An 18,473-nucleotide genomic window follows, 5' to 3' on the forward strand; every position below is an offset into this window, starting at 1 on the left:
TATGTTGATCCTGTAAAGGAGCACCAATGACCTTACAATTGAAACCACGTGACGTTGATCAAAGGGCAACTGTGTTGACCAAGGCAGTGTTGCGCGCTGCGGCATTGTTAAAGGTCACAAATAGGGAACTGTCTGAAATTATTGGCGTTTCCCCTTCGTTTGTCAGTAACCTGAAATCTGGGTCCGCCGTTTTGGCGATGGAAAGCAAACCTGCGGAACTTGCGGCTCATTTTATCCGTGCGTATCGGTCATTGGATGCGATCGTTGGTGGCGACGAAATGACTGCCGCCGCTTGGTTGCGTCATGAAAACACGGCATTGGGTGCGCCGCCATTGCAGTACATGAAATCTGTTTACGGGCTCGTTGATACCGTCAGCTACCTTGACCAACGCCGCGCCCCCCTTTGAATTAAGCCCCTATCTGGGGGCCTGTTGGCGGTTTGTAGAGGATCAGAATACATCCTCCACGATGAAACTTGTCGATAGCGTGGATGAACAGGCGTTGCTGGAAGACATGCTGGATGTGTCTAAGCCGCCTGTGCCTGCGGCCTGCCAGCACCTGCACTATCTGCAATACACGCCCTTCAGATACACAGCCCGTCATGCTACGCGATTTCGCGAAAAAGGGGACCGACGCGGCGTCTACTACGCCTCTGAAAAGGTAGAAACATGCGCGACCGAAGTCGCCTTCTATCGTGTGCTATTTTACCTCGAAAGCCCCGATACATCCCCGTCACCGCGCCCATTTGAGATGACGGCGTTTCGGACGCAAGTAGGGGGGGCAACTGCTGATATCACAACTTTTGACGACGTTGGGCCATACGTGGACCCTACGAGTTATGCGGCACCTCACACGTTGGCGGCACAAGTTCGCGCGGCAGATGGCCAAATTATCCGGTTCCCGTCGGTTCGCGATAAGGGCGGGGTGAATCTTGCCGTGCTCACATGTGCCGCGTTCAAGTCTGGCATCGGTGAAACCCAAGGGTGGTGGTTTCGATTTGGGGAACACGGCCTTTTCGCGACCCAACGGTTCGGGGAAGGGCGGTTAGAATTCCCGTTTACTATGTTCGCGGACGACCCGAGGATCATCATCCCATAAAAAATGGCCATGCTTTTCAGCACAGCCATTCTTCAAACCGATTGTTGTCAGGTTAGCCCTGTAAAGACCGCACACCAACTTCACCACCCGCTTGTTCGCGCAGGGCCAAGGCGGCAGCGTGGGACGCCGCAGCCGTGGTGAAGTACGGGATCTTGTCGTAAAGTGCGACGGCGCGGATTTCACGACTATCTTCAACAGCTTGCGCACCTTCGGTGGTGTTCATGACAAGCGCGATATGCCCGTCTTTCAGGCGGTCAACGATCGTCAATCCGCCTTCATAGACCTTGTTCACAACTTCGCAGGTAACGTTGTTCTCGGACAACCATGATGCCGTCCCGCGCGTCGCCACGATGTCATAGCCAAGCGATGTCATAATGGTGCAGGCTTCGATCATCGCGTCGGTTTTGTCCATATCTTTGATCGACAGGAACACGGTGCCTTCGGTTGGCAGATCAACACCTGCGCCCATCTGCGCTTTCAGGAATGCGCGGGCAAAGTTACGATCCCAGCCCATAACTTCACCAGTGGACCGCATTTCCGGCCCAAGGATCGTATCGACACCGGGGAAGCGCGCGAATGGCAGTACGGCTTCTTTCACCGAGAACCACGGTGTGTTTGGATCGGCCAATGTAAACGCGTCGCCCATCGGAAGCACATCCATTGGATTTTCAGACACCGGATACGGGTCGCGCAGCGGGAAGTTGGACAACGGTTCACCCGCCATGAGACGCGCAGCGATAGATGCGATTGCGCTGTCCGTTGCTTTTGCAACAAACGGCACCGTCCGGGATGCGCGTGGGTTCACCTCGATCAGATAGACCTCTTCGTCTTTAACCGCGAACTGGATGTTCATCAGGCCGACAACGTTCAGCGCCTTTGCAAGTGCTTCTGTCTGCTTACGAATTTCAGCAATCATCGCGTCGGACAAGCTGTGCGGCGGCAGTGAACAGGCACTGTCACCGGAATGAACGCCAGCTTCTTCAATGTGTTGCATGATACCCGCGACATGGGTCGCTTTGCCATCGGACAAGCAGTCAACATCGACCTCAACCGCACCGGACAAGTAGCTGTCGAGCAGAACAGGGCTGTCGCCAGAAACCACAACGGCCTCTGAAATATAGCGGCGCAGCTGGTCCATATCGCGTACGATTTCCATCGCGCGACCACCCAGAACGAAGGATGGGCGGATAACCAGCGGGAAACCGATGCCTTCAGCAATTTCGAGCGCCTCAGCATCTGTCGATGCGATGCCGTTCACAGGCTGCTTAAGACCAAGTTTGTTCACAAGCTGTTGGAAACGCTCACGGTCTTCCGCCAGATCAATTGCGTCTGGCGTGGTGCCAAGGATCGGAATGCCTTCGGATTCCAGCGCGTTCGCCAGTTTCAACGGTGTCTGACCGCCAAACTGGACGATCACACCGTGAAGCGTGCCATTTTCCTGCTCAACCCGCAGAATTTCCATCACGTGTTCGAACGTCAGCGGTTCAAAATACAAACGGTCAGAGGTGTCATAGTCGGTCGACACGGTTTCTGGGTTACAGTTGATCATGATCGTCTCATAGCCCTGATCTGTCAGCGCAAAACAGGCGTGACAGCAGCAGTAATCGAATTCGATCCCCTGGCCGATCCGGTTTGGACCGCCGCCAAGAATCACGACTTTCTTGCGATCAGACGGACGCGCCTCGCATTCCACGTCGCCCATCACGGGGGCCTCGTAGGTGGAATACATGTATGGCGTTTGCGCCTCAAATTCTGCCGCGCAAGTGTCGATCCGTTTGAACGATGCATTCACGCCGAGGTTCTGACGCGCGCGGCGCACGTTATCTTCATCACGACCTGTTAGCTTTGCAAGACGGGCGTCGGTAAAGCCCATCATCTTAACGGCACGCAAACCGGCCTCGGTCAGGGGTAGGCCATTCACCGCGATTTCGGCTTCTTTCTGAACGATCTCGCGGATACGCGCGAGGAACCAAGGGTCGAATTTGGTGACCGCATGGATATCGTCGTCGGACAAGCCGTGCCGCATGGCTTGGGCAATCACACGGATACGATCCGGTGTTTGTTTGGCCAGCTCTTTGGTGATCGCAGGAATTTCAGGCGCACCGGGAATGTCGATTTCGTCAAAACCAGTCAAACCCGTTTCCATCGACGCCAGCGCCTTTTGCATGGATTCGTGGAACGTCCGGCCAATCGCCATGGCTTCGCCAACGGACTTCATCGCGGTGGTCAGATGTGGTTCAGAACCTGCGAATTTCTCAAACGCAAAACGCGGAATTTTGGTGACGACATAGTCGATTGTCGGTTCAAACGACGCAGGGGTGACGCCCGTAATGTCATTGTCCAACTCGTCTAACGTGTAACCAACCGCCAGTTTCGCGGCGATTTTCGCAATCGGGAAACCTGTTGCCTTGGATGCCAAAGCGGACGAACGCGACACCCGCGGGTTCATTTCGATGACGACCATACGACCGTCAGCAGGGTTCACAGCCCACTGTACGTTGGATCCGCCGGTTTCGACCCCGATCTCGCGCAGAACGTTGATCGAATGGGTCCGCATGATCTGATATTCTTTGTCAGTCAGCGTGAGGGCAGGGGCCACGGTGATCGAATCGCCCGTGTGAACACCCATTGGGTCGACGTTTTCGATGGCACACACGATGATCGCGTTGTCGGCTTTGTCGCGGACGACTTCCATCTCGAACTCTTTCCAGCCGAGCAGTGATTCATCGACGAGGATCTGACCAACAGGGGACGCTTCCATCCCAGAGCGGCAGTAAAATTCGTATTCTTCGCGGTTGTATGCGACGCCACCGCCGGTGCCGCCAAGAGTAAAGGCAGGGCGGATAATGGCTGGCAGACCCACGTATTCGATAGCATCAATCGCAAGCTGAAGACCTGCTTGGATGTCGAATTTGCCGTTGTCATTCTTAGGTGCTGTGACGATGGTGGCCTTCGGGTTTTCGATGCCGAGGCGATCCATCGCTTCGCGGAACAGTTTGCGATCTTCTGCCATTTCAATGGCTTCGCGGTTTGCGCCGATCATCTGAACGTTGAACTTTTCCAAAACGCCCATTTCTTCGAGGGCAAGGGATGTGTTCAAACCAGTCTGACCGCCCATTGTTGGCAGCAGCGCATCGGGACGTTCTTTTTCGATGATCTTGGCGACGACTTCAGGCGTGATCGGTTCAATATAAGTCGCATCCGCCAGACCCGGATCAGTCATGATCGTCGCAGGGTTAGAGTTCACGAGAACGACGCGGTAGCCTTCTTCGCGCAGCGCCTTACAGGCCTGAGCACCGGAATAATCGAATTCGCAGGCTTGCCCAATAATAATAGGGCCTGCACCGATAATCATGATCGACTTGATATCATCACGTTTTGGCATGGTAGACCCCCAGTATGTGCAAATTGTCCTGCGTTATAGGGATGGCGCGGGCATGTGCAAGGTAGATTTTGGATGTTTTTCACAGTCGGCGTGGCACGGCGATTTTTCCGGAAAAATCGGATGAAATTTCGCGAAAACTCGGGGTGCGTCGGGCTGTTTGCACAAAACAGACCATGTCGCGCTGTGGTTTGCTTGACTTTGGCTGTGCAACAAGGTGTAGACGGGGCAAATTCGTCTCGTGAAGGACCTTATAATGCACGCCTATCGTTCCCATTCCTGCGCCGCCCTGACTGCCGCCAATGTTGGCGAAACTGTTCGTCTGTCCGGTTGGGTCAATCGGGTGCGCGATCACGGCGGTATCCTTTTTATCGATTTGCGCGACCATTACGGCATCACGCAGGTGCTATGTGACCCGGATTCGGCGGCCTTTGCGGACGTGGAAAAGGTGCGCTCAGAATGGTGTATCCGCATCGATGGCGAAGTGAAGGCACGTGATCCTGAACTGGTGAACAGCAAATTGCCAACCGGCGAAGTCGAAGTGTTCATCCGCGCGATTGAAGTGTTGGGTGAATCCAAAGAACTGCCTTTGATGGTATTCGGCGATCAGGAATATCCTGAGGAAACACGCCTGAAATACCGCTACCTCGACCTGCGTCGTGAAGCGATGCAAGAGAACATGAAGCTGCGGTCAGACGTTGTTGCGTCCATGCGCAAACGCATGTGGGACACCGGTTTCCGCGAATACCAAACGCCGATCATCACATCGTCATCGCCTGAAGGTGCGCGCGACTTTTTGATCCCATCACGCCTGCATCCGGGCAAATTCTACGCATTGCCGCAGGCCCCACAGCAGTTCAAGCAGCTGATCATGGTGTCTGGCTACGACAAATACTTCCAGATCGCGCCATGTTTCCGCGACGAAGACCCACGCGCTGACCGTTCACCAACAGATTTCTACCAGCTCGACCTCGAAATGTCGTTTGTTGAACAGCAGGACGTGTTCGACACGATCCAGCCTGTCATCACTGGTATTTTCGAAGAATTCGGCGGTGGCCGTAAGGTTGACCAGACGTGGGAACAGATTTCGTACCGCGATGCTGCCCTGTGGTACGGGTCTGATAAGCCTGACCTGCGGAACCCGATTAAGATGCAGGTCGTGTCCGAACACTTCAAAGATTCCGGCTTTGCGATCTTCGCGAAGTTACTGGAACAGGACGGCACCGAAGTCCGCGCCATTCCTGCCCCAACAGGCGGGTCGCGTAAATTCTGCGACCGCATGAATGCCTTTGCGCAAAAAGAAGGTCTGCCTGGCATGGGCTATATCTTCTGGCGCGAAAAGACAGCGGATGCTGTGGCCCAAGAGCTTGGGATCACTGTAAAAGAAGCGCAGGCCAAACTGAAATCCGGCGAAGTGGAAGGCGGCATGGAAGCCGCAGGGCCACTGGCGAAAAACATCGGGCCAGAACGGACCGAAGCGATCCGTCAGCAGCTGGGCCTTGGTCTTGGCGATGCGGCTTTCTTCCTTGGCGGTAAGCCGAAAGCGTTTGAAGCGGTCGCTGGCCGTGCTCGTGTCACTATCGGTGACGAACTTGGCCTGACCGACACGAACCGCTTTGCATTCGCATGGATCGTCGATTTCCCGATCTACGAGCGTGACGAAGAGACTGGCAAAATCGATTTCGAACACAACCCGTTCTCTATGCCACAAGGCGGTATGGCCGCACTTGAAGGCGATCCAGAGGATGTCTTGGGCTACCAATACGATCTGGCCTGTAACGGCTACGAATTGGTGTCCGGTGCGATCCGGAACCACCGTCCTGAAATCATGTTCAAGGCGTTTGAAATCGCAGGTTACGGCGCAGACGAAGTCGAAAAGCGCTTCGGCGGGATGGTGAATGCATTCCAATACGGTGCCCCGCCACACGGTGGTTGCGCCGCTGGGATCGACCGGATCGTGATGCTTCTGGCCGACGCCACTAACATTCGCGAAGTCATCATGTTCCCGATGAACCAACGCGCTGAAGATTTGATGATGGGCGCGCCAAACGATCCGCAGAACGAACAGCTGCGCGAATTGAACCTGCGCGTTCTGCCGGTCGAAAGCTAAAGATTATTAGAGTTTGGGAATGGGCGCGGGCATTGGCTTCCGCGCCCATTTTCGTTTTTGATCGCTGTCTTGTTGTTTTGCCCTAGCAAATGTCCACCAAGTTGGGCCACGTTGGCCAAAATCGAGAAAGAAAGTGAATTATGTCCCGCCCGCTTGGTCCGATTGTCGAGAACTGGAAACCTGCCAAACGTCCGGCAGATCTAACACTGTCGGGACGTTGGGCCGCAATACGTCCGCTCAGCGCGGCGACTGACGTCGATGGTTTGTGGGACGTCTTTCGTGATGCGCCTCAGGTCTGGGATTACCTTTACGGGGAAGCGCCCGCAGACAAAGCAGCGTTTACCAAGATCGTGCACGATAACGCATCACGCCCCATGCAACCTTGCTATACGATCACTGCGACCGATGATCCAAAACCGCTCGGCTATGCCTGCTTTTGGACGGTTGACCCTGATATGGGCAGCATCGAGATCGGGAATGTGAACCTATCGCCCACGTTGCAACGAACACCCATCGCGACAGAGGCGTTTTTCCTGATGATCGATTGGGCGATTGCCAACGGATATCGCCGCGTCGAATGGAAATGTAACGCGCTGAATATGCCGTCGCGCAAAGCGGCGCAGCGTATGGGTTTTTCGTATGAGGGCGTGTTTCGTAAACATCTGATTGTGAAAGACCGGAACAGGGATACAGCATGGTTCGCGCTGACGGACGATGATTGGCCCAATGTGCAGTCTGCATTTGTGAAATGGTTCGATCCGTCCAATTTCGATGCGGCTGGCCAACAACGGGTGTCGCTGGCCGATTTAACGCGGCCATATCTGTTTCAGGCCGATCCGGTCACATAAACTCCGCGCTCGCTAATCGCGCCTGCACCAGCGCTGCAAGCAGCGCGATTTGCGGCTTTAGCGGTTCGCCATTGGTGCGTCGCAGGGCAAGTTCGTCGACCGCATTACCTAGGTCAGGGTCCGATACACTACGCGCAACGCCGCCAAGGAATTGTGTCACGTAGTCGATCGATGCAAGTTCTTGACCGCCATCAAGCACTTGTGCCACGTGGCTTAGGTCGTCGTGAAACGCGATCATGTCTGGCTGCACTTCTTCATCGCTTAACAAACGCGGACCGGGCGGCTGCCTGTCTTGCGGCAGGTGCGACAGGATCGCGTCTTGAAACGCTGACAATGACAGGACCGGTTTCGCGAGAAACCCGTCAGCCCCGTTTGCCATGACCTGCGATGCCATTGTATCGTCACCGCTGGTGCCGAGAATAACGTCGATCCGTGGCACGGCGCTGGACATATCGTTAATCAGCTTCAGCCCCGATCCGTCGGGTAGGCCAACATCCACGATCATCACACAAGGCCGGTAAATGCGCAGATGTCGTTCAGCATGCGACAGGCTGTCGGCGCGCCGAATACGTGCGCCTGAACGTAAGCAAAGCAGACGGATTGCTTCGCTTGCGAAACGACTGTCTTCGACCACCAAGACGGTCAATCCCAGAAGGGGCCGTCGCGCGGTGGCGGGTTGGTGTAGAAATAGATCCTCTGTGCCATCCATGTTGTTCCCCGATTCTGATAGCTGCTCCTATTGACGCATCTCAAGGTGAACAGGCCCTTAAGACAGGCCAGAATGCCGCAGCTTGGCCAATTGCGGGGGCAGGGGTTGGCTGGCATAACACCCCAAGTCAAAGACGAATACCTGATCCAAAGGAGACCCGATATGATCGGTCGCTTGAACCACGTTGCTATTGCCGTTCCTGATCTAGAAGCCGCAAGCGCGCAGTATCGCAACACGCTTGGTGCAAATGTCGGCGCCCCTCAGGATGAACCGGATCACGGTGTGACGGTCGTCTTTATCGAATTGCCGAATACGAAAATCGAGTTGTTGTACCCGCTTGGCGACGAATCCCCGATCAACGGCTTTCTGGAAAAGAACCCAGCAGGTGGTATCCATCACATCTGCTATGAAGTTGATGATATCCTTGCTGCACGCGACCATTTGCTGGCCGAAGGTGCGCGGGTCTTGGGATCCGGCGAGCCGAAAATCGGTGCGCATGGCAAGCCGGTTTTGTTCTTGCACCCCAAGGACTTCAACGGATGCTTGGTTGAGCTTGAACAGGTCTAAACGACTGATTGCGCGATTGGTCCTTGCCGGAGCCTCCGGCGGGGATATTTAGAGCCAAAAGAAACAGGGCCTAGTGCCCGGAAAGGTCCATGATGGGCATTACGTCTGCGATTGTTCTGTTTGCCGTGATCTGGTTCATGGTGTTTTTTGTGGTGCTGCCCTTGCGCATGGTCAGTCAAGGCGACGAAGGCGAAATCGTGCCGGGCACCCATGCGTCCGCACCCGCCCACCCGCAGGTGAAACGTAAGGCCAAGATCACGACCTATTGGGCGATTGGCCTTTGGGTCATCATCGCGGGAACGATCCTGTCAGGTGCCATCACTGTGCGCGATCTTGATTGGTTCGACCGGATGGCCACCCCTGCAGTCAGCGCTGACTAAGCCTGTGAAACAGATGGGTGAATGTCGCCGCGCCTAAGATCGGGATCACAAGATTGATCAGCGGGATCGATAGCGGGACAGCCATCAGGCAACCTGCCATCCAGATCTGGCCTTTGTGTTGTTTGCGCAGGTCTTTTGCGCCTTGGTGTCCCAAGCGCCGCATCGCGACGACTTGGAAATATTCCCGACCGAGCAGATAGCCGTTGAGACCGTAGAAGATGGCAAACGACAGAAACGGCAGCGCCATATAAGCAAATATCGCAAGGATATTTGCGCCAATCAGAACGCCCAGAAAATTCACGGTGTCCCGCAATCCGTCAAAGAACGGTACGCGCGGCACAGGTTTGAGATGTGGGTAGTGTTTGTCTTCGACGGCTTGGGCGACGTCGTCCAGAAAGAGCGATGTAATCGCTGACGCCACGGGCACCATCAGGAGCACCGACAGGACCAGCATGATCGCAAGTGATCCCCAGCCAAGCAAATCACCAATCCATGTCACAGGACCATCAACGCCCGGAATCTCGATCCCTTCGCTGGTGGTGGCTGAAATGAACCACAGGATCAGCGCATAAGCCCCGACGAGCAATGCAATCGTCAGCATAATCCCTAGCCACAGAACCCGCCGGAATCGTGGGTCCGGCATTTGGCCGATGGCTTTGAAAAAATCGTCGAATATCATTCGGCCACCCATGTGGTGATCGCGTCGATGTCCGGACGCGGGCGTTCGGGCGGCGCAGATGTTTCTGTTCCAATATGGATAAAGCCCGCGATCGTTTCGTGATCAGCTAGACCAAGTCCCTCGCGCGCGAAGATTGCATCGTGTGATGCCCATCCGGATAACCAGTTCGCCCCCCATCCAGCAGCCAGCGCCGCGTTCAGCAACGACAAACAGACCGCGCCCGCCGAATAGGTTTGTTCAATCGCAGGAATTTTTTCGGACGGTTTTGGTGCGCTAATCACCGCCACGGCCAATTCTGCATTCGCATATTGATCAATGGCTTTTGTGATCATGTCCTTGTCTTTACCCAAAGCTGTCCCGCGATCCAGAACCAGCGATGACAGGCGCAACAACGCCGGCTTTTCCAGAACGATAAAGCGCCAAGGTTCCAGTTTACCGTGATCTGGCGTGCGGGCTGCGGCCGTCAGCAATGTCAGCAACGTGTCCCTATCTGGCACAGGTCCCGTCAGCGTCTTCGCAGGACGTGATCGGCGGGTCATCAGGAAATCGAGGGCGGCGTCGTTACGTATAGGCATGAAAGCTCCGAAAGACCGTTTGGACGTGTTATAAGGTTAACCCAGCGCTTGTGCCATATCTGTAATGATCCCGTCGAGGTAGGCATCGAAACGGGCATCCGGTTGGCGTTTGATCCAGGTTTCGCCGTAAGGATCAGGTGCCGTGATCCCGCTGCCGGACATTTCCGACAGCACCGCATGGCCGCAAAACGGGACATAGGTTTCTGAATACCCGCCCTCGTGCACCATCACCAATTTACCCGCGCAGACCTCTGCGGCGAGGTCCATGACGCGGGCGGTCATGGCTTGAAACGTGCCTTGATGCGCCATCGTGCGTGACAGCGGGTCTGTCGCTGCTGCATCGAAACCGCAAGCGATGATCAACACATCAGGGGCAAAAGCACGGATCGCGGGCAGGGCAAGGCGATCCATCGCTTGCAGATACCCGATATGGCCTGTTCCGGGAGGCAGGGGGATGTTCAGGTTTGCGCCTTCGCCGGTGCCACGCCCACGATCTGCAAAGTCGCCGGTATCAAGCGGGTAATTGTGTTCTTGGTGCAGGGACACGGTCAGCACATCTGCACGGTCGTAGAAAATCGCCTCTGTGCCATTGCCGTGATGCACGTCCCAATCCAGCACCGCGACCTTCTGGGCCTTGCCTTGTGCCATGGCGGCTTCAATCGCGATTGCGATATTGGCCAGCAGACAGAACCCGTTCGGGAAATCGGGTAGGCAATGATGTCCGGGCGGGCGCGAAAGGGCATATGCATTGCTGACATGACCGTCCAAAACATCGATCAAAGCCTGTTTCGCTAACCCCGCCGACAAGGCTGCGATTTCGAACCCGCCCTGACCAAAGGGCGTGCGCAGGCCGATTTCTCCACCGCCTGCGTCTGACATCGCTTTGAACGTCGCCAGATAGCTTTCGGGATGAACGCGCAAAAGGTCTTCCATACTGGCAGAGGCCGCACCCCGCAGATCAAGATCGCGGGCCAGTCCCGTTACGTCGATCAAATTCTTCAACCGCCGTTTTGTCTCGGGACTTTCAGGAAGCCCACCATCCAAAGGTTGGACCAAACCACCGACGGGCAAGGTGCCTGCATAGTTGCCGCCGCCATGCCAAAAGCACCGTTCATCCCAATAAAACCCAGTCGTCATCATCGGTCCCTTTGTTACTTTTGGCCTTAAATACCCCCTCCGGAGGGGCCTGCGCCACGCGCCTAATCTTGTTCAGGTCTGATCCGGTAAATACCTTCCGGCAGATCCAAAGCGGCCCCCAGATCACGGACCTGTTCGAGGGAAAGCGTGATTTTGACAGCTTCTTCCGTGCGTGGATCAAACTGCGTGACTGTGATGCAGTCTTCAAATGCATTCAGGATCACGTCTTCGTTCAGGGGGGCCTGTCCTTCGTCCACTAGGGTGATAACGGAACAGTCAAATGTGTGCTCGATTGTAAACATATCAGAAGCTTACCTGTGTCCGGACGGTTTGCAAGCGACAGTATGCCAATCGTGTGATCACGGGCTGTGAAGGGCTAGAAGAACTGCGCGAAGCTTCGTAAGCTGCCGTCATACAAGGATTGTTCATGAATGGTCGCTAGAACACCATGCAAACGATAAGGACGCCGATCAACATGGTCAGACACCTCCCATTGCTTCTGTGTGGTTTGCTTGGCGCATGTGCGGTTCCAATTGATCGCGGCGGCAACACGCCCGATACAATCGCCAAAACGCCCGTAGAGGTCAGCGCGCCTGACCCCGCGACCATTCCTGAAGGATCGCGTGCATTTGCCCGCAATGCGGTCCGCAGTTTTATTGAAGTGATCGAAACCGTCGAACCGGTCGCCGAAGCCGAATGCCGCGCAAGAGCCCCGCAAGCCAACTGTGATTTCCGCATCGTTGTGGACGACCGTCCTAACCTGCCGCCCAATGCCTATCAGACGCTGGATGACAACGGTCGGCCAATTGTAGCATTCACAATTCCGCTGATCGTCGAGGTCCGTAATCGCGACGAAATGGCTTTTATCCTTGCGCATGAAGCGGCCCATCACATCGAAGGACATTTGATGCGGCAGCGTCAGAACGCGACCGTAGGGGCTGCGGTCTTTGGACAGGTGGCAGGCTTGATCGGGGGGGCAAATCCGGATGCTGTGTTGGCAGCGCAAGAATTTGGTGCGGCCTTGGGGGCGCGGACCTATTCGAAAGACTTCGAACTCGAGGCCGATGCGCTAGGCACCATTATCACCGCAAAAGCAGGTTATAATCCGTTGCGCGGTGCTGACTTCTTTTTCCGTATTCCTGATCCGGGCAATACGTTCTTGGGCACCCATCCGGCCAATGCTGATCGGGTCGCAATCGTGCAGCGGACCGCCGCACGGTTTGGTTTCTAGCTTTTGGATTGGTGGGCAAAAACGGGGTCGACCCGTTTGCGCAGCCGGATGAAGATCGCAATGATCGAGATCACGATCCAGAAGATCTGTATCAGGGCTGCGGCCAAATTGAATGCACTCAACAGGCCAATCAAAACCATGGTCGCCGCCAAGCCATTGATCATGAAATACAAGGCCTGATGGGACTGGATCCGCTGTACGGTTAAAAGGCTGTAATTCAAAACGTATAAACCGAAGCCCGCGACGCCGATGGCGTCGAGAACTTCGGTTGGGAGACTGCTAAAATACGTCATCGTTCTATGTGTCCTGTCAAAAAGAGCACCGTGAACAAGGAAGCAAATAGTCCTTTGGGAGGCCGTCCACGGTGCGGTATGAACACTGTAGAAACGGCCATCCCTGACGTCAGGTCAGGCAATCCTGACTTTGAGGGGAATGCAGGGTAAGGTTTCCCCGCCTTTTCGGAATGCGCTGTCAGATTGACGACATGGCACCGATCAGAATCGCGGCCCAGAAGCAAGCGGATGCTGCCACGACAAAGCCATGCCAGATCGCTGTCGTGTACTTTTTCTTGCTGATGTAGAACAGAACGCCGACCGTGTAGGTCAGCCCGCCCGCTGCGATCAGCGCGATGACGGACCCGGGCAACACAGGCCAGATCGACCAGATCAGCCCGACGCTCAGCCAACCCATCACCAGATAAAGGGCGGGACCATAGCGACCGGGTGTCTGCCAGAAGAACAGCTTCAGTGTCATGCCAATCAGCCCCAACAGCCAGACTACACCAAGGATCGTATAAGCAAATGGCGTGCCGACCATAACGACCAAGGGCGTGTAGGTGGCGGCAATCTTGAGATAGATCGCGGCGTGATCAATCCGGCGCAGGATCGGGCGGATCGTGGGCCAGGGCGTCATGTGGTAAAATGCAGACGCGGCAAAGGTCGTGATCAGCCCAACGCCATAAATGGCAAGCGCGGTCATCTGCCACGCCGATACATCGCCCGCTGTCCAAACCATCAACAGGATCGTTCCGGTCAACGCGCCGATCACGCCAATGGCGTGCATGCTGCCGTCGGCAATACGTTCTGATTTCGCGTAGGTGGGGTACATCTGGGCCTCTTTATCGTTTGGCGATAGGGTGCGGCCCGCGAGGCACTGGGTCAATCGTTCCCTTAGGTCACAGCCTTGCGTTGGCGGCGTTTGTGCCAGCCATGGATCAGCGGGGCAACCACACGATCATACAGAAACACGGTCGCGGGCCGAACGACGGGCCATGAGCACAGCGTCGCAAGCCACCCATAGCGGGGCAAATCCCGCCACAGCAGAATGAACGCATCCATACCGACATAAATCTGACCATCGCGGCGCACATGGATGCGCTTCGCCGCATCATCCGGATCAATGCCCCAATTGGCGGCGTTATCCTTTAGCGGTTGGAACGTCATCGGCAGATCATCGCGATCCGCGATTTTCGCGTAATGATCCATCTCGAACGAACAAACGGGACATTCGCCATTATATAATACGTCGGTTTTTGTCATAAGACACAGATACCGTCTGGGCAGCACCGGACAAGGGGGTGCGTCATTAAGACTATCATGAATGCGTTAACAGACCGTGGATCGAAATACGCGGTGTCTGGCGGACCTGTAACGACGCAGGACGACGCCAAGGCCTTTGTTAAACAGCTGTGCCGCAACAAGAAATTCGCCAAGGCCACGCACAACACTTGGGCGGTGATCCTGCCGGACGGAACCCCGATCAAGAACGACGACGGCGAAAGCGGGGCGGGGATCGTGATCTTGCGGATGCTCGAACGCGAAGACCTGACGGGCCATATTATCGTCGTCACCCGCTGGTTCGGGGGCACAAAACTGGGCGGGGATCGGTTCCGCCGTGTCCAAGATGCGGTCCGCGTCTATCTGGACGATCTGGGCTAAAACCAATTGTGACTTGCGTGCACAAGGCGTGCACAACCCGTGCACCGCGATGTCGGGCTTCGCGGCGATTGAGGGCGTCATTTGATCTAGCGCAAAGCGCAGCGTTTTCCGGCAGGGCAGGCTGAACCCACCAAAGGAGAACGCGATGGATACCAAACCAAACCTGAAACCCTTGGGCGCGGCCCGGGATCATTACTGGAAAGTAACCGATATGGCTGCCGCCGTGGGGGTGTCGTTAGCAGATGCTTGGGACAAGGGAGAGCTTTCGACAGCCGACCACGCAGCCATGATCAATCGGTGCCGTGGATGTAGGGGCGTCGCGGCGTGTGGACGTTTGTTGGAGGACAAACCAACGCTCGACGCGGCGCCAAGCTATTGCGTGAATAAGGATGTGTTTGCGGGGTTGAAGTAGGGCGGAACGCAGCCGGCCAGCGGCCAGCCGGAGGTTGTTGTTGCGCGGAACAGTGTCGGCCAGCGCATGGACCTCGGGGAGGCTGTCGTGTGGCGAGCCCTTAATACTATTTTTGATGATGGTTGTTGGTGGATCGTTGCGTATAGCGCCCTCCCCATGGGGGAGGTCCGGGCGCTGCCCGGCGATGCCGGGCGAGACGATGTAAATAGCGATATTGCCAAAATGCAGAAGAATCAAAAAAATTGCTCGCAATTTCGCTTGAGGCTGGCCTTCGATTCTGAGTTACCTAGGGTTGAATGTGGCTTGAGGAGAAACGGAACATGTTGCGATTCCGAAAAAGTGTTCGTGTGATGCCTGGTGTAAAGCTGAACCTGTCGGGTGGGGGAACATCTCTCAGCGTTGGAGGCAAGGGGGCTACACTTAACGTAGGTAAACGCGGTGTTACCCAGACTGCAAATATACCGGGAACAGGCTTGTCGTGGTCAAGAACAACTGGTTGGAATGCGGGAACATCCAATTCCAATGCCCAAGTGATTTCTGGAATTATGGAACTTGCTGGCAAACGGCTAGACCGAGTTGAGGCAATAGCAAAGAAGGGCGATGCAATCGTGTCGCGCCTTAATAAAGCAATTAACTCACTCAGCGGCGGCCGTGGCATTACTCCATCCAAGTTAGACACATTCGGAAAACGTGTTTCCTTCGAGGAGGAGAAAATGATTGTGCTTGAAGCAGAGCTGGAAGAAGCGGCCGAAATATTTGTCGCAATGAAAGATAAGCTGGGTTCGATGTCTTTTGGTCTATTTGGCGGTTCGGTAAAGCGCCAACGAAATATCGGCATTGTTGCTATTGAAAACGCACACAGTGAGACTGTCAGGGTTATTATGCAGTTTAACAAACTAGCAGACTCAATCGCTGAGAAGGTTTCGGAAATTGAAGTAAATACTGATTGAGTATTACTCAAACACCAAATCGGGAAGCAATTCTCCCGTCGTCGTCACGGGCTCCGCCAGTCACTCGCTGAAAAGGTCCACTGGACCTTATTCTATTTCGCGAGTGACCCCCACAAATCATACTCCCCAGCTTCTTCAACTTCAACGCGAACGACGTCTCCGACTGAAAGCCCCTCGAACCCTTCGTCGATGAACAGGTTCCCGTCGATCTCTGGCGCGTCGGCCCATGTGCGGCAGGTGGCGGCCTCGTCGTCGATTTCGTCTACGATAACCTCTAGCGTCCGCCCGACTTTCGCCTCTAGCTTCGCCGCTGAAATTGCCTGGGCTTTGGCCATGAAGCGGTCCCAGCGGTCTTGTTTTACCGCTGCATCGACGTGGTCGGGCAGTGCGGCTGACCGTGCCCCTGCGACGTTTTCGTATTGGAAGCAGCCAACACGGTCCAGTTGTGCTTCGTCCAGCCAATCCAGCAGGTGTTGGAATTCGGCCTCGGTTTCACCGGGGTAGCCGACGATGAAGGTCGATCGCAGTGTGATGTCGGGGCATTGGGCGCGCCAAGCTGCGATTTCATCGAGCGTTTTGGCCCCCGCCGCAGGCCGCGCCATGCGCCGCAGCACGTCGGGGTGGCTGTGTTGGAACGGGATGTCGAGGTAGGGCAGAACCCCGTTCGACGGGTCCGCCATGACCGGAATCAGGTCGCGCACATGCGGGTAGGGGTAGACGTAATGCAGCCGCACCCACGCCCCCAGCGTCCCTAATTCCCGTGTAAGATCAAGGATATGGCTGCGCACATCGCGATCTTTCCACGGGTTTACGTCGTATTTACGATCCAGCCCGTAAGCTGAGGTATCCTGAGAAATCACGAGGAGTTCTTTGACACCAGCATCGACCAGTTTTTCCGCCTCGCGCAGCACCGCGTGGGCGGGCCGTGACGCGAGTTTGCCGCGCATGTCCGGAATGATGCAGAACTTACATTTATGGTTACAGCCCTCTGAAATCTTGAGGTAGCTGTAGTGGCGCGGCGTCAAGGACACGCCGGATGCAGGCAGCAGGTCGATAAACGGATCGGGCGCGGGCGGCACGTTGGCATGCACGGCGTCGAGCACCTGTTCGTATTGGTGCGGCCCCGTGACGGCGAGGATTTGCGGGTGGTGTTCGCGGATGTAGTCCGGTTCGGCGCCCAGACAGCCTGTGACGATAACCTTGCCGTTTTCCTGCAGGGCCTCGCCAATGGCATCGAGGCTTTCGGCTTTGGCGCTGTCGAGGAACCCGCAGGTGTTCACGATGACCGCCTCAGCGCCTGCGTAATCAGGCGAAATCGCGTATCCTTCGGCCCGCAGGCGCGTGAGGATGCGTTCGCTATCGACCAAAGCCTTAGGGCAGCCCAGCGACACCATACCGATGGTCGGCTGATCAGGGCGCTTTGGCTCTGTGAAAGTGGCTTTCGGGGCAAGGTCGGGGCGAAGATTTGGCGGATTCTGGGACATTTGGCGGGTTTAGCTGATGTGCGGGGCGTTGGGAATGGAAAGATATCGCGTGGGCAGCGAGGGCTTGATCGGGCACTCTTTTTTGTAATAGGCATCCCTCAGCGACGGTTGTAATCTATGGAGCGGTGTACGCATGCTAAAAGGAATTTGTTGGGGGCTTGTTGGCTTCGTTTTTATGTCTGCTTGTGGTGGATCAGGCGGACCAGCCATCCAAAATGTCGAAACGCCCGACATAGCGGTGGACGAGGTGACTGACGAAATCCTCGCGTTCGATGAAGATCAAGGAAATGTCGATGATGGTACGCCGGACGAACCGACGGTACCAGCTGTTGAAAAGCCAATTATTGTCGAGACGCCTTCATTTCAGGCCTTGGATGAACTGCAGAATAACGCAGCTGATGTCGCTTTAGCGCTGCGTAATGGTGATTTCGCGGGCCCGGAATTGACGAACATGGACGCGCCGGTTGGACGCGCTTTTTACCATGGGATCATGACAATTCGGCGTGCTGACGGCTATACCGGACCAATGTCTGATGATTTCGTTTCAGGCCAATTTAACCTGACTGTACCGTTCAACGGTGATGACATGCGTGGCATAGCGAGATCGTTTGTATATTTTCCTGAAGGGTCCACCATTTTGGGCGATTCCGCTGGGGCGCGTTCCGTTCTTGGCTCAGTTTCAATGACGGGCAACGTGAATGAAACAGGAGTCAACCCGTCCGCACCGATAGATGCAAGCCTTAATTTGATTGGTTCGGTGGTCTTTCCTGACGCGCCGGATGACATGCAAAATACATTCGTTTCGGTCCATGGGCCGAATGAAGTGGCATTTGTCGAAGGCGGAATCGCGTTTGGTGGTCGGATAGACGGTAACCTCGCAGATCGGTCGTCTCTGCCAACGCTTGCCGTCAGCGCAATTGGGGTGACGAACTAAGTCCTCCCAGTCACGACGTTGTGCGACGCCTGGGGCAATA

Annotated in this window: 21 protein-coding genes; 11 read left to right on the forward strand and 10 right to left on the reverse strand. The window is 55.6% G+C overall.

All coding sequences use genetic code 11. From position 1 onward, the window contains the following. The first annotated feature begins 26 nt into the window (after nt 1–26). Entirely contained in the window at nt 27–407 is a 381-nt protein-coding gene (locus MWU61_RS01240) for an MbcA/ParS/Xre antitoxin family protein (protein WP_247126095.1), read from the forward strand. 61 nt (nt 408–468) lie between these two features. Then, the gene (locus tag MWU61_RS01245; RefSeq protein ID WP_247126097.1) at nt 469–1,098 is read left to right on the forward strand and encodes an RES family NAD+ phosphorylase; all 630 of its coding nucleotides are present in this window, start codon (nt 469–471) and stop codon (nt 1,096–1,098) included. A 52-nt stretch (nt 1,099–1,150) separates the two neighbouring features. Here the strand turns inward: MWU61_RS01245 and carB are convergent, their stop codons facing one another. Next, on the reverse strand, nt 1,151–4,483 hold the full coding sequence (gene carB / locus MWU61_RS01250; protein ID WP_247126099.1) for a carbamoyl-phosphate synthase large subunit: 3,333 nt from the start codon (nt 4,481–4,483) through the stop codon (nt 1,151–1,153). Between the two features lie 253 nt (nt 4,484–4,736). Here carB and aspS point away from each other — a divergent pair, with 253 nt between their 5' ends. Together aspS and MWU61_RS01260 are read left to right on the forward strand one after the other, a co-directional pair. Further along, nucleotides 4,737–6,590, forward strand: a complete 1,854-nt coding sequence (gene aspS / locus MWU61_RS01255) for an aspartate--tRNA ligase (protein ID WP_247126101.1) — start codon at nt 4,737–4,739, stop codon at nt 6,588–6,590. Between the two features lie 140 nt (nt 6,591–6,730). Then, nucleotides 6,731–7,438, forward strand: a complete 708-nt coding sequence (locus MWU61_RS01260) for a GNAT family protein (protein ID WP_247126103.1) — start codon at nt 6,731–6,733, stop codon at nt 7,436–7,438. On the opposite strand, the gene MWU61_RS01265 is transcribed toward MWU61_RS01260, so the two are convergent. Further along, nucleotides 7,431–8,147 (reverse strand): response regulator, encoded by a 717-nt coding sequence (locus MWU61_RS01265; protein WP_247126105.1) that lies wholly within the window; start codon nt 8,145–8,147, stop codon nt 7,431–7,433. The two genes, MWU61_RS01260 and MWU61_RS01265, sit on opposite strands and share 8 nt — an antisense overlap. A gap of 162 nt (nt 8,148–8,309) precedes the next feature. Here MWU61_RS01265 and mce point away from each other — a divergent pair, with 162 nt between their 5' ends. Both mce and MWU61_RS01275 read left to right on the forward strand, forming a co-directional pair. Beyond that, a complete protein-coding gene (gene mce / locus MWU61_RS01270; protein ID WP_247127189.1) occupies nt 8,310–8,714 on the forward strand; it encodes a methylmalonyl-CoA epimerase in 405 nt (134 codons plus the stop codon). 92 nt (nt 8,715–8,806) lie between these two features. Beyond that, entirely contained in the window at nt 8,807–9,094 is a 288-nt protein-coding gene (locus MWU61_RS01275; RefSeq protein WP_247127191.1) for a DUF1467 family protein, read from the forward strand. Here MWU61_RS01275 and MWU61_RS01280 read toward each other — a convergent pair. The 4 genes from MWU61_RS01280 to MWU61_RS01295 form a co-directional block, all read right to left on the reverse strand. Beyond that, a complete protein-coding gene (locus MWU61_RS01280) occupies nt 9,081–9,773 on the reverse strand; it encodes an EI24 domain-containing protein (RefSeq protein WP_247126107.1) in 693 nt (230 codons plus the stop codon). The two genes, MWU61_RS01275 and MWU61_RS01280, sit on opposite strands and share 14 nt — an antisense overlap. After that, nucleotides 9,770–10,348 (reverse strand): nitroreductase family protein, encoded by a 579-nt coding sequence (locus tag MWU61_RS01285; RefSeq protein WP_247126109.1) that lies wholly within the window; start codon nt 10,346–10,348, stop codon nt 9,770–9,772. Before MWU61_RS01285 ends, MWU61_RS01280 begins: the two co-directional genes overlap by 4 nt. 36 nt (nt 10,349–10,384) lie before the next feature. Then, nucleotides 10,385–11,485, reverse strand: coding sequence for a class II histone deacetylase (locus MWU61_RS01290; protein WP_247126111.1), 1,101 nt, complete (start codon nt 11,483–11,485; stop codon nt 10,385–10,387). A gap of 62 nt (nt 11,486–11,547) precedes the next feature. Beyond that, on the reverse strand, nt 11,548–11,787 hold the full coding sequence (locus MWU61_RS01295; RefSeq protein ID WP_247126112.1) for a hypothetical protein: 240 nt from the start codon (nt 11,785–11,787) through the stop codon (nt 11,548–11,550). A 173-nt stretch (nt 11,788–11,960) separates the two neighbouring features. Here MWU61_RS01295 and MWU61_RS01300 point away from each other — a divergent pair, with 173 nt between their 5' ends. Continuing rightward, on the forward strand, nt 11,961–12,716 hold the full coding sequence (locus tag MWU61_RS01300; protein WP_247126114.1) for a M48 family metalloprotease: 756 nt from the start codon (nt 11,961–11,963) through the stop codon (nt 12,714–12,716). Here MWU61_RS01300 and MWU61_RS01305 read toward each other — a convergent pair. From MWU61_RS01305 to MWU61_RS01315, 3 genes are all read right to left on the reverse strand, one after another. After that, nucleotides 12,713–13,009, reverse strand: a complete 297-nt coding sequence (locus tag MWU61_RS01305) for a hypothetical protein (RefSeq protein ID WP_247126116.1) — start codon at nt 13,007–13,009, stop codon at nt 12,713–12,715. The genes MWU61_RS01300 and MWU61_RS01305 overlap by 4 nt on opposite strands. Nucleotides 13,010–13,187: 178 nt before the next feature. After that, nucleotides 13,188–13,877, reverse strand: coding sequence for a hemolysin III family protein (locus MWU61_RS01310; RefSeq protein ID WP_348645570.1), 690 nt, complete (start codon nt 13,875–13,877; stop codon nt 13,188–13,190). A gap of 8 nt (nt 13,878–13,885) precedes the next feature. Continuing rightward, complete coding sequence (locus tag MWU61_RS01315; protein WP_247126117.1) at nt 13,886–14,254, reverse strand: DUF393 domain-containing protein; 369 nt, start codon at nt 14,252–14,254, stop codon at nt 13,886–13,888. A 57-nt stretch (nt 14,255–14,311) separates the two neighbouring features. Here MWU61_RS01315 and MWU61_RS01320 point away from each other — a divergent pair, with 57 nt between their 5' ends. From MWU61_RS01320 to MWU61_RS01330, 3 genes are all read left to right on the forward strand, one after another. After that, nucleotides 14,312–14,653: a YigZ family protein gene (locus MWU61_RS01320; RefSeq protein ID WP_247126118.1), complete on the forward strand. Its 342-nt coding sequence runs from the start codon at nt 14,312–14,314 to the stop codon at nt 14,651–14,653. A 145-nt stretch (nt 14,654–14,798) separates the two neighbouring features. Then, nucleotides 14,799–15,065 carry a DUF6455 family protein gene (locus tag MWU61_RS01325; RefSeq protein WP_247126120.1) on the forward strand — a complete coding sequence of 89 codons (267 nt, stop codon included), beginning with the start codon at nt 14,799–14,801 and terminating at the stop codon, nt 15,063–15,065. Nucleotides 15,066–15,385: 320 nt separating this feature from the next. Next, nucleotides 15,386–16,015, forward strand: coding sequence for a DUF4236 domain-containing protein (locus MWU61_RS01330; protein ID WP_247126122.1), 630 nt, complete (start codon nt 15,386–15,388; stop codon nt 16,013–16,015). A gap of 92 nt (nt 16,016–16,107) precedes the next feature. Here MWU61_RS01330 and rimO read toward each other — a convergent pair whose 3' ends face one another. Next, nucleotides 16,108–17,499: a 30S ribosomal protein S12 methylthiotransferase RimO gene (rimO, locus tag MWU61_RS01335; protein WP_247126124.1), complete on the reverse strand. Its 1,392-nt coding sequence runs from the start codon at nt 17,497–17,499 to the stop codon at nt 16,108–16,110. Between the two features lie 133 nt (nt 17,500–17,632). On the opposite strand from rimO, the gene MWU61_RS01340 reads away from it, so the two are divergent. Further along, nucleotides 17,633–18,433, forward strand: a complete 801-nt coding sequence (locus tag MWU61_RS01340; protein ID WP_247126126.1) for a hypothetical protein — start codon at nt 17,633–17,635, stop codon at nt 18,431–18,433. Nucleotides 18,434–18,473 lie beyond the last annotated feature (40 nt).

Source organism: Loktanella sp. F6476L, from assembly GCF_023015725.1.
GTDB lineage: Bacteria > Pseudomonadota > Alphaproteobacteria > Rhodobacterales > Rhodobacteraceae > Yoonia.

Excerpts from the sequence above, each read along its gene's own strand:
- MWU61_RS01285 (WP_247126109.1), bottom strand. The coding sequence starts at position 10,348 with ATGCCTATACGTAACGACGCCGCCCTCGATTTCCTGATGACCCGCCGA.
- MWU61_RS01260 (WP_247126103.1), top strand. The coding sequence starts at position 6,731 with ATGTCCCGCCCGCTTGGTCCGATTGTCGAGAACTGGAAACCTGCCAAA.
- MWU61_RS01330 (WP_247126122.1), top strand. The coding sequence starts at position 15,386 with ATGTTGCGATTCCGAAAAAGTGTTCGTGTGATGCCTGGTGTAAAGCTG.
- rimO (WP_247126124.1), bottom strand. The coding sequence starts at position 17,499 with ATGTCCCAGAATCCGCCAAATCTTCGCCCCGACCTTGCCCCGAAAGCC.
- aspS (WP_247126101.1), top strand. The coding sequence starts at position 4,737 with ATGCACGCCTATCGTTCCCATTCCTGCGCCGCCCTGACTGCCGCCAAT.
- MWU61_RS01280 (WP_247126107.1), bottom strand. The coding sequence starts at position 9,773 with ATGATATTCGACGATTTTTTCAAAGCCATCGGCCAAATGCCGGACCCA.
- MWU61_RS01315 (WP_247126117.1), bottom strand. The coding sequence starts at position 14,254 with ATGACAAAAACCGACGTATTATATAATGGCGAATGTCCCGTTTGTTCG.
- carB (WP_247126099.1), bottom strand. The coding sequence starts at position 4,483 with ATGCCAAAACGTGATGATATCAAGTCGATCATGATTATCGGTGCAGGC.
- MWU61_RS01245 (WP_247126097.1), top strand. The coding sequence starts at position 469 with ATGAAACTTGTCGATAGCGTGGATGAACAGGCGTTGCTGGAAGACATG.
- mce (WP_247127189.1), top strand. The coding sequence starts at position 8,310 with ATGATCGGTCGCTTGAACCACGTTGCTATTGCCGTTCCTGATCTAGAA.
- MWU61_RS01295 (WP_247126112.1), bottom strand. The coding sequence starts at position 11,787 with ATGTTTACAATCGAGCACACATTTGACTGTTCCGTTATCACCCTAGTG.
- MWU61_RS01340 (WP_247126126.1), top strand. The coding sequence starts at position 17,633 with ATGCTAAAAGGAATTTGTTGGGGGCTTGTTGGCTTCGTTTTTATGTCT.
- MWU61_RS01265 (WP_247126105.1), bottom strand. The coding sequence starts at position 8,147 with ATGGATGGCACAGAGGATCTATTTCTACACCAACCCGCCACCGCGCGA.
- MWU61_RS01290 (WP_247126111.1), bottom strand. The coding sequence starts at position 11,485 with ATGACGACTGGGTTTTATTGGGATGAACGGTGCTTTTGGCATGGCGGC.
- MWU61_RS01275 (WP_247127191.1), top strand. The coding sequence starts at position 8,807 with ATGGGCATTACGTCTGCGATTGTTCTGTTTGCCGTGATCTGGTTCATG.
- MWU61_RS01305 (WP_247126116.1), bottom strand. The coding sequence starts at position 13,009 with ATGACGTATTTTAGCAGTCTCCCAACCGAAGTTCTCGACGCCATCGGC.
- MWU61_RS01320 (WP_247126118.1), top strand. The coding sequence starts at position 14,312 with ATGAATGCGTTAACAGACCGTGGATCGAAATACGCGGTGTCTGGCGGA.
- MWU61_RS01240 (WP_247126095.1), top strand. The coding sequence starts at position 27 with ATGACCTTACAATTGAAACCACGTGACGTTGATCAAAGGGCAACTGTG.
- MWU61_RS01325 (WP_247126120.1), top strand. The coding sequence starts at position 14,799 with ATGGATACCAAACCAAACCTGAAACCCTTGGGCGCGGCCCGGGATCAT.
- MWU61_RS01300 (WP_247126114.1), top strand. The coding sequence starts at position 11,961 with ATGGTCAGACACCTCCCATTGCTTCTGTGTGGTTTGCTTGGCGCATGT.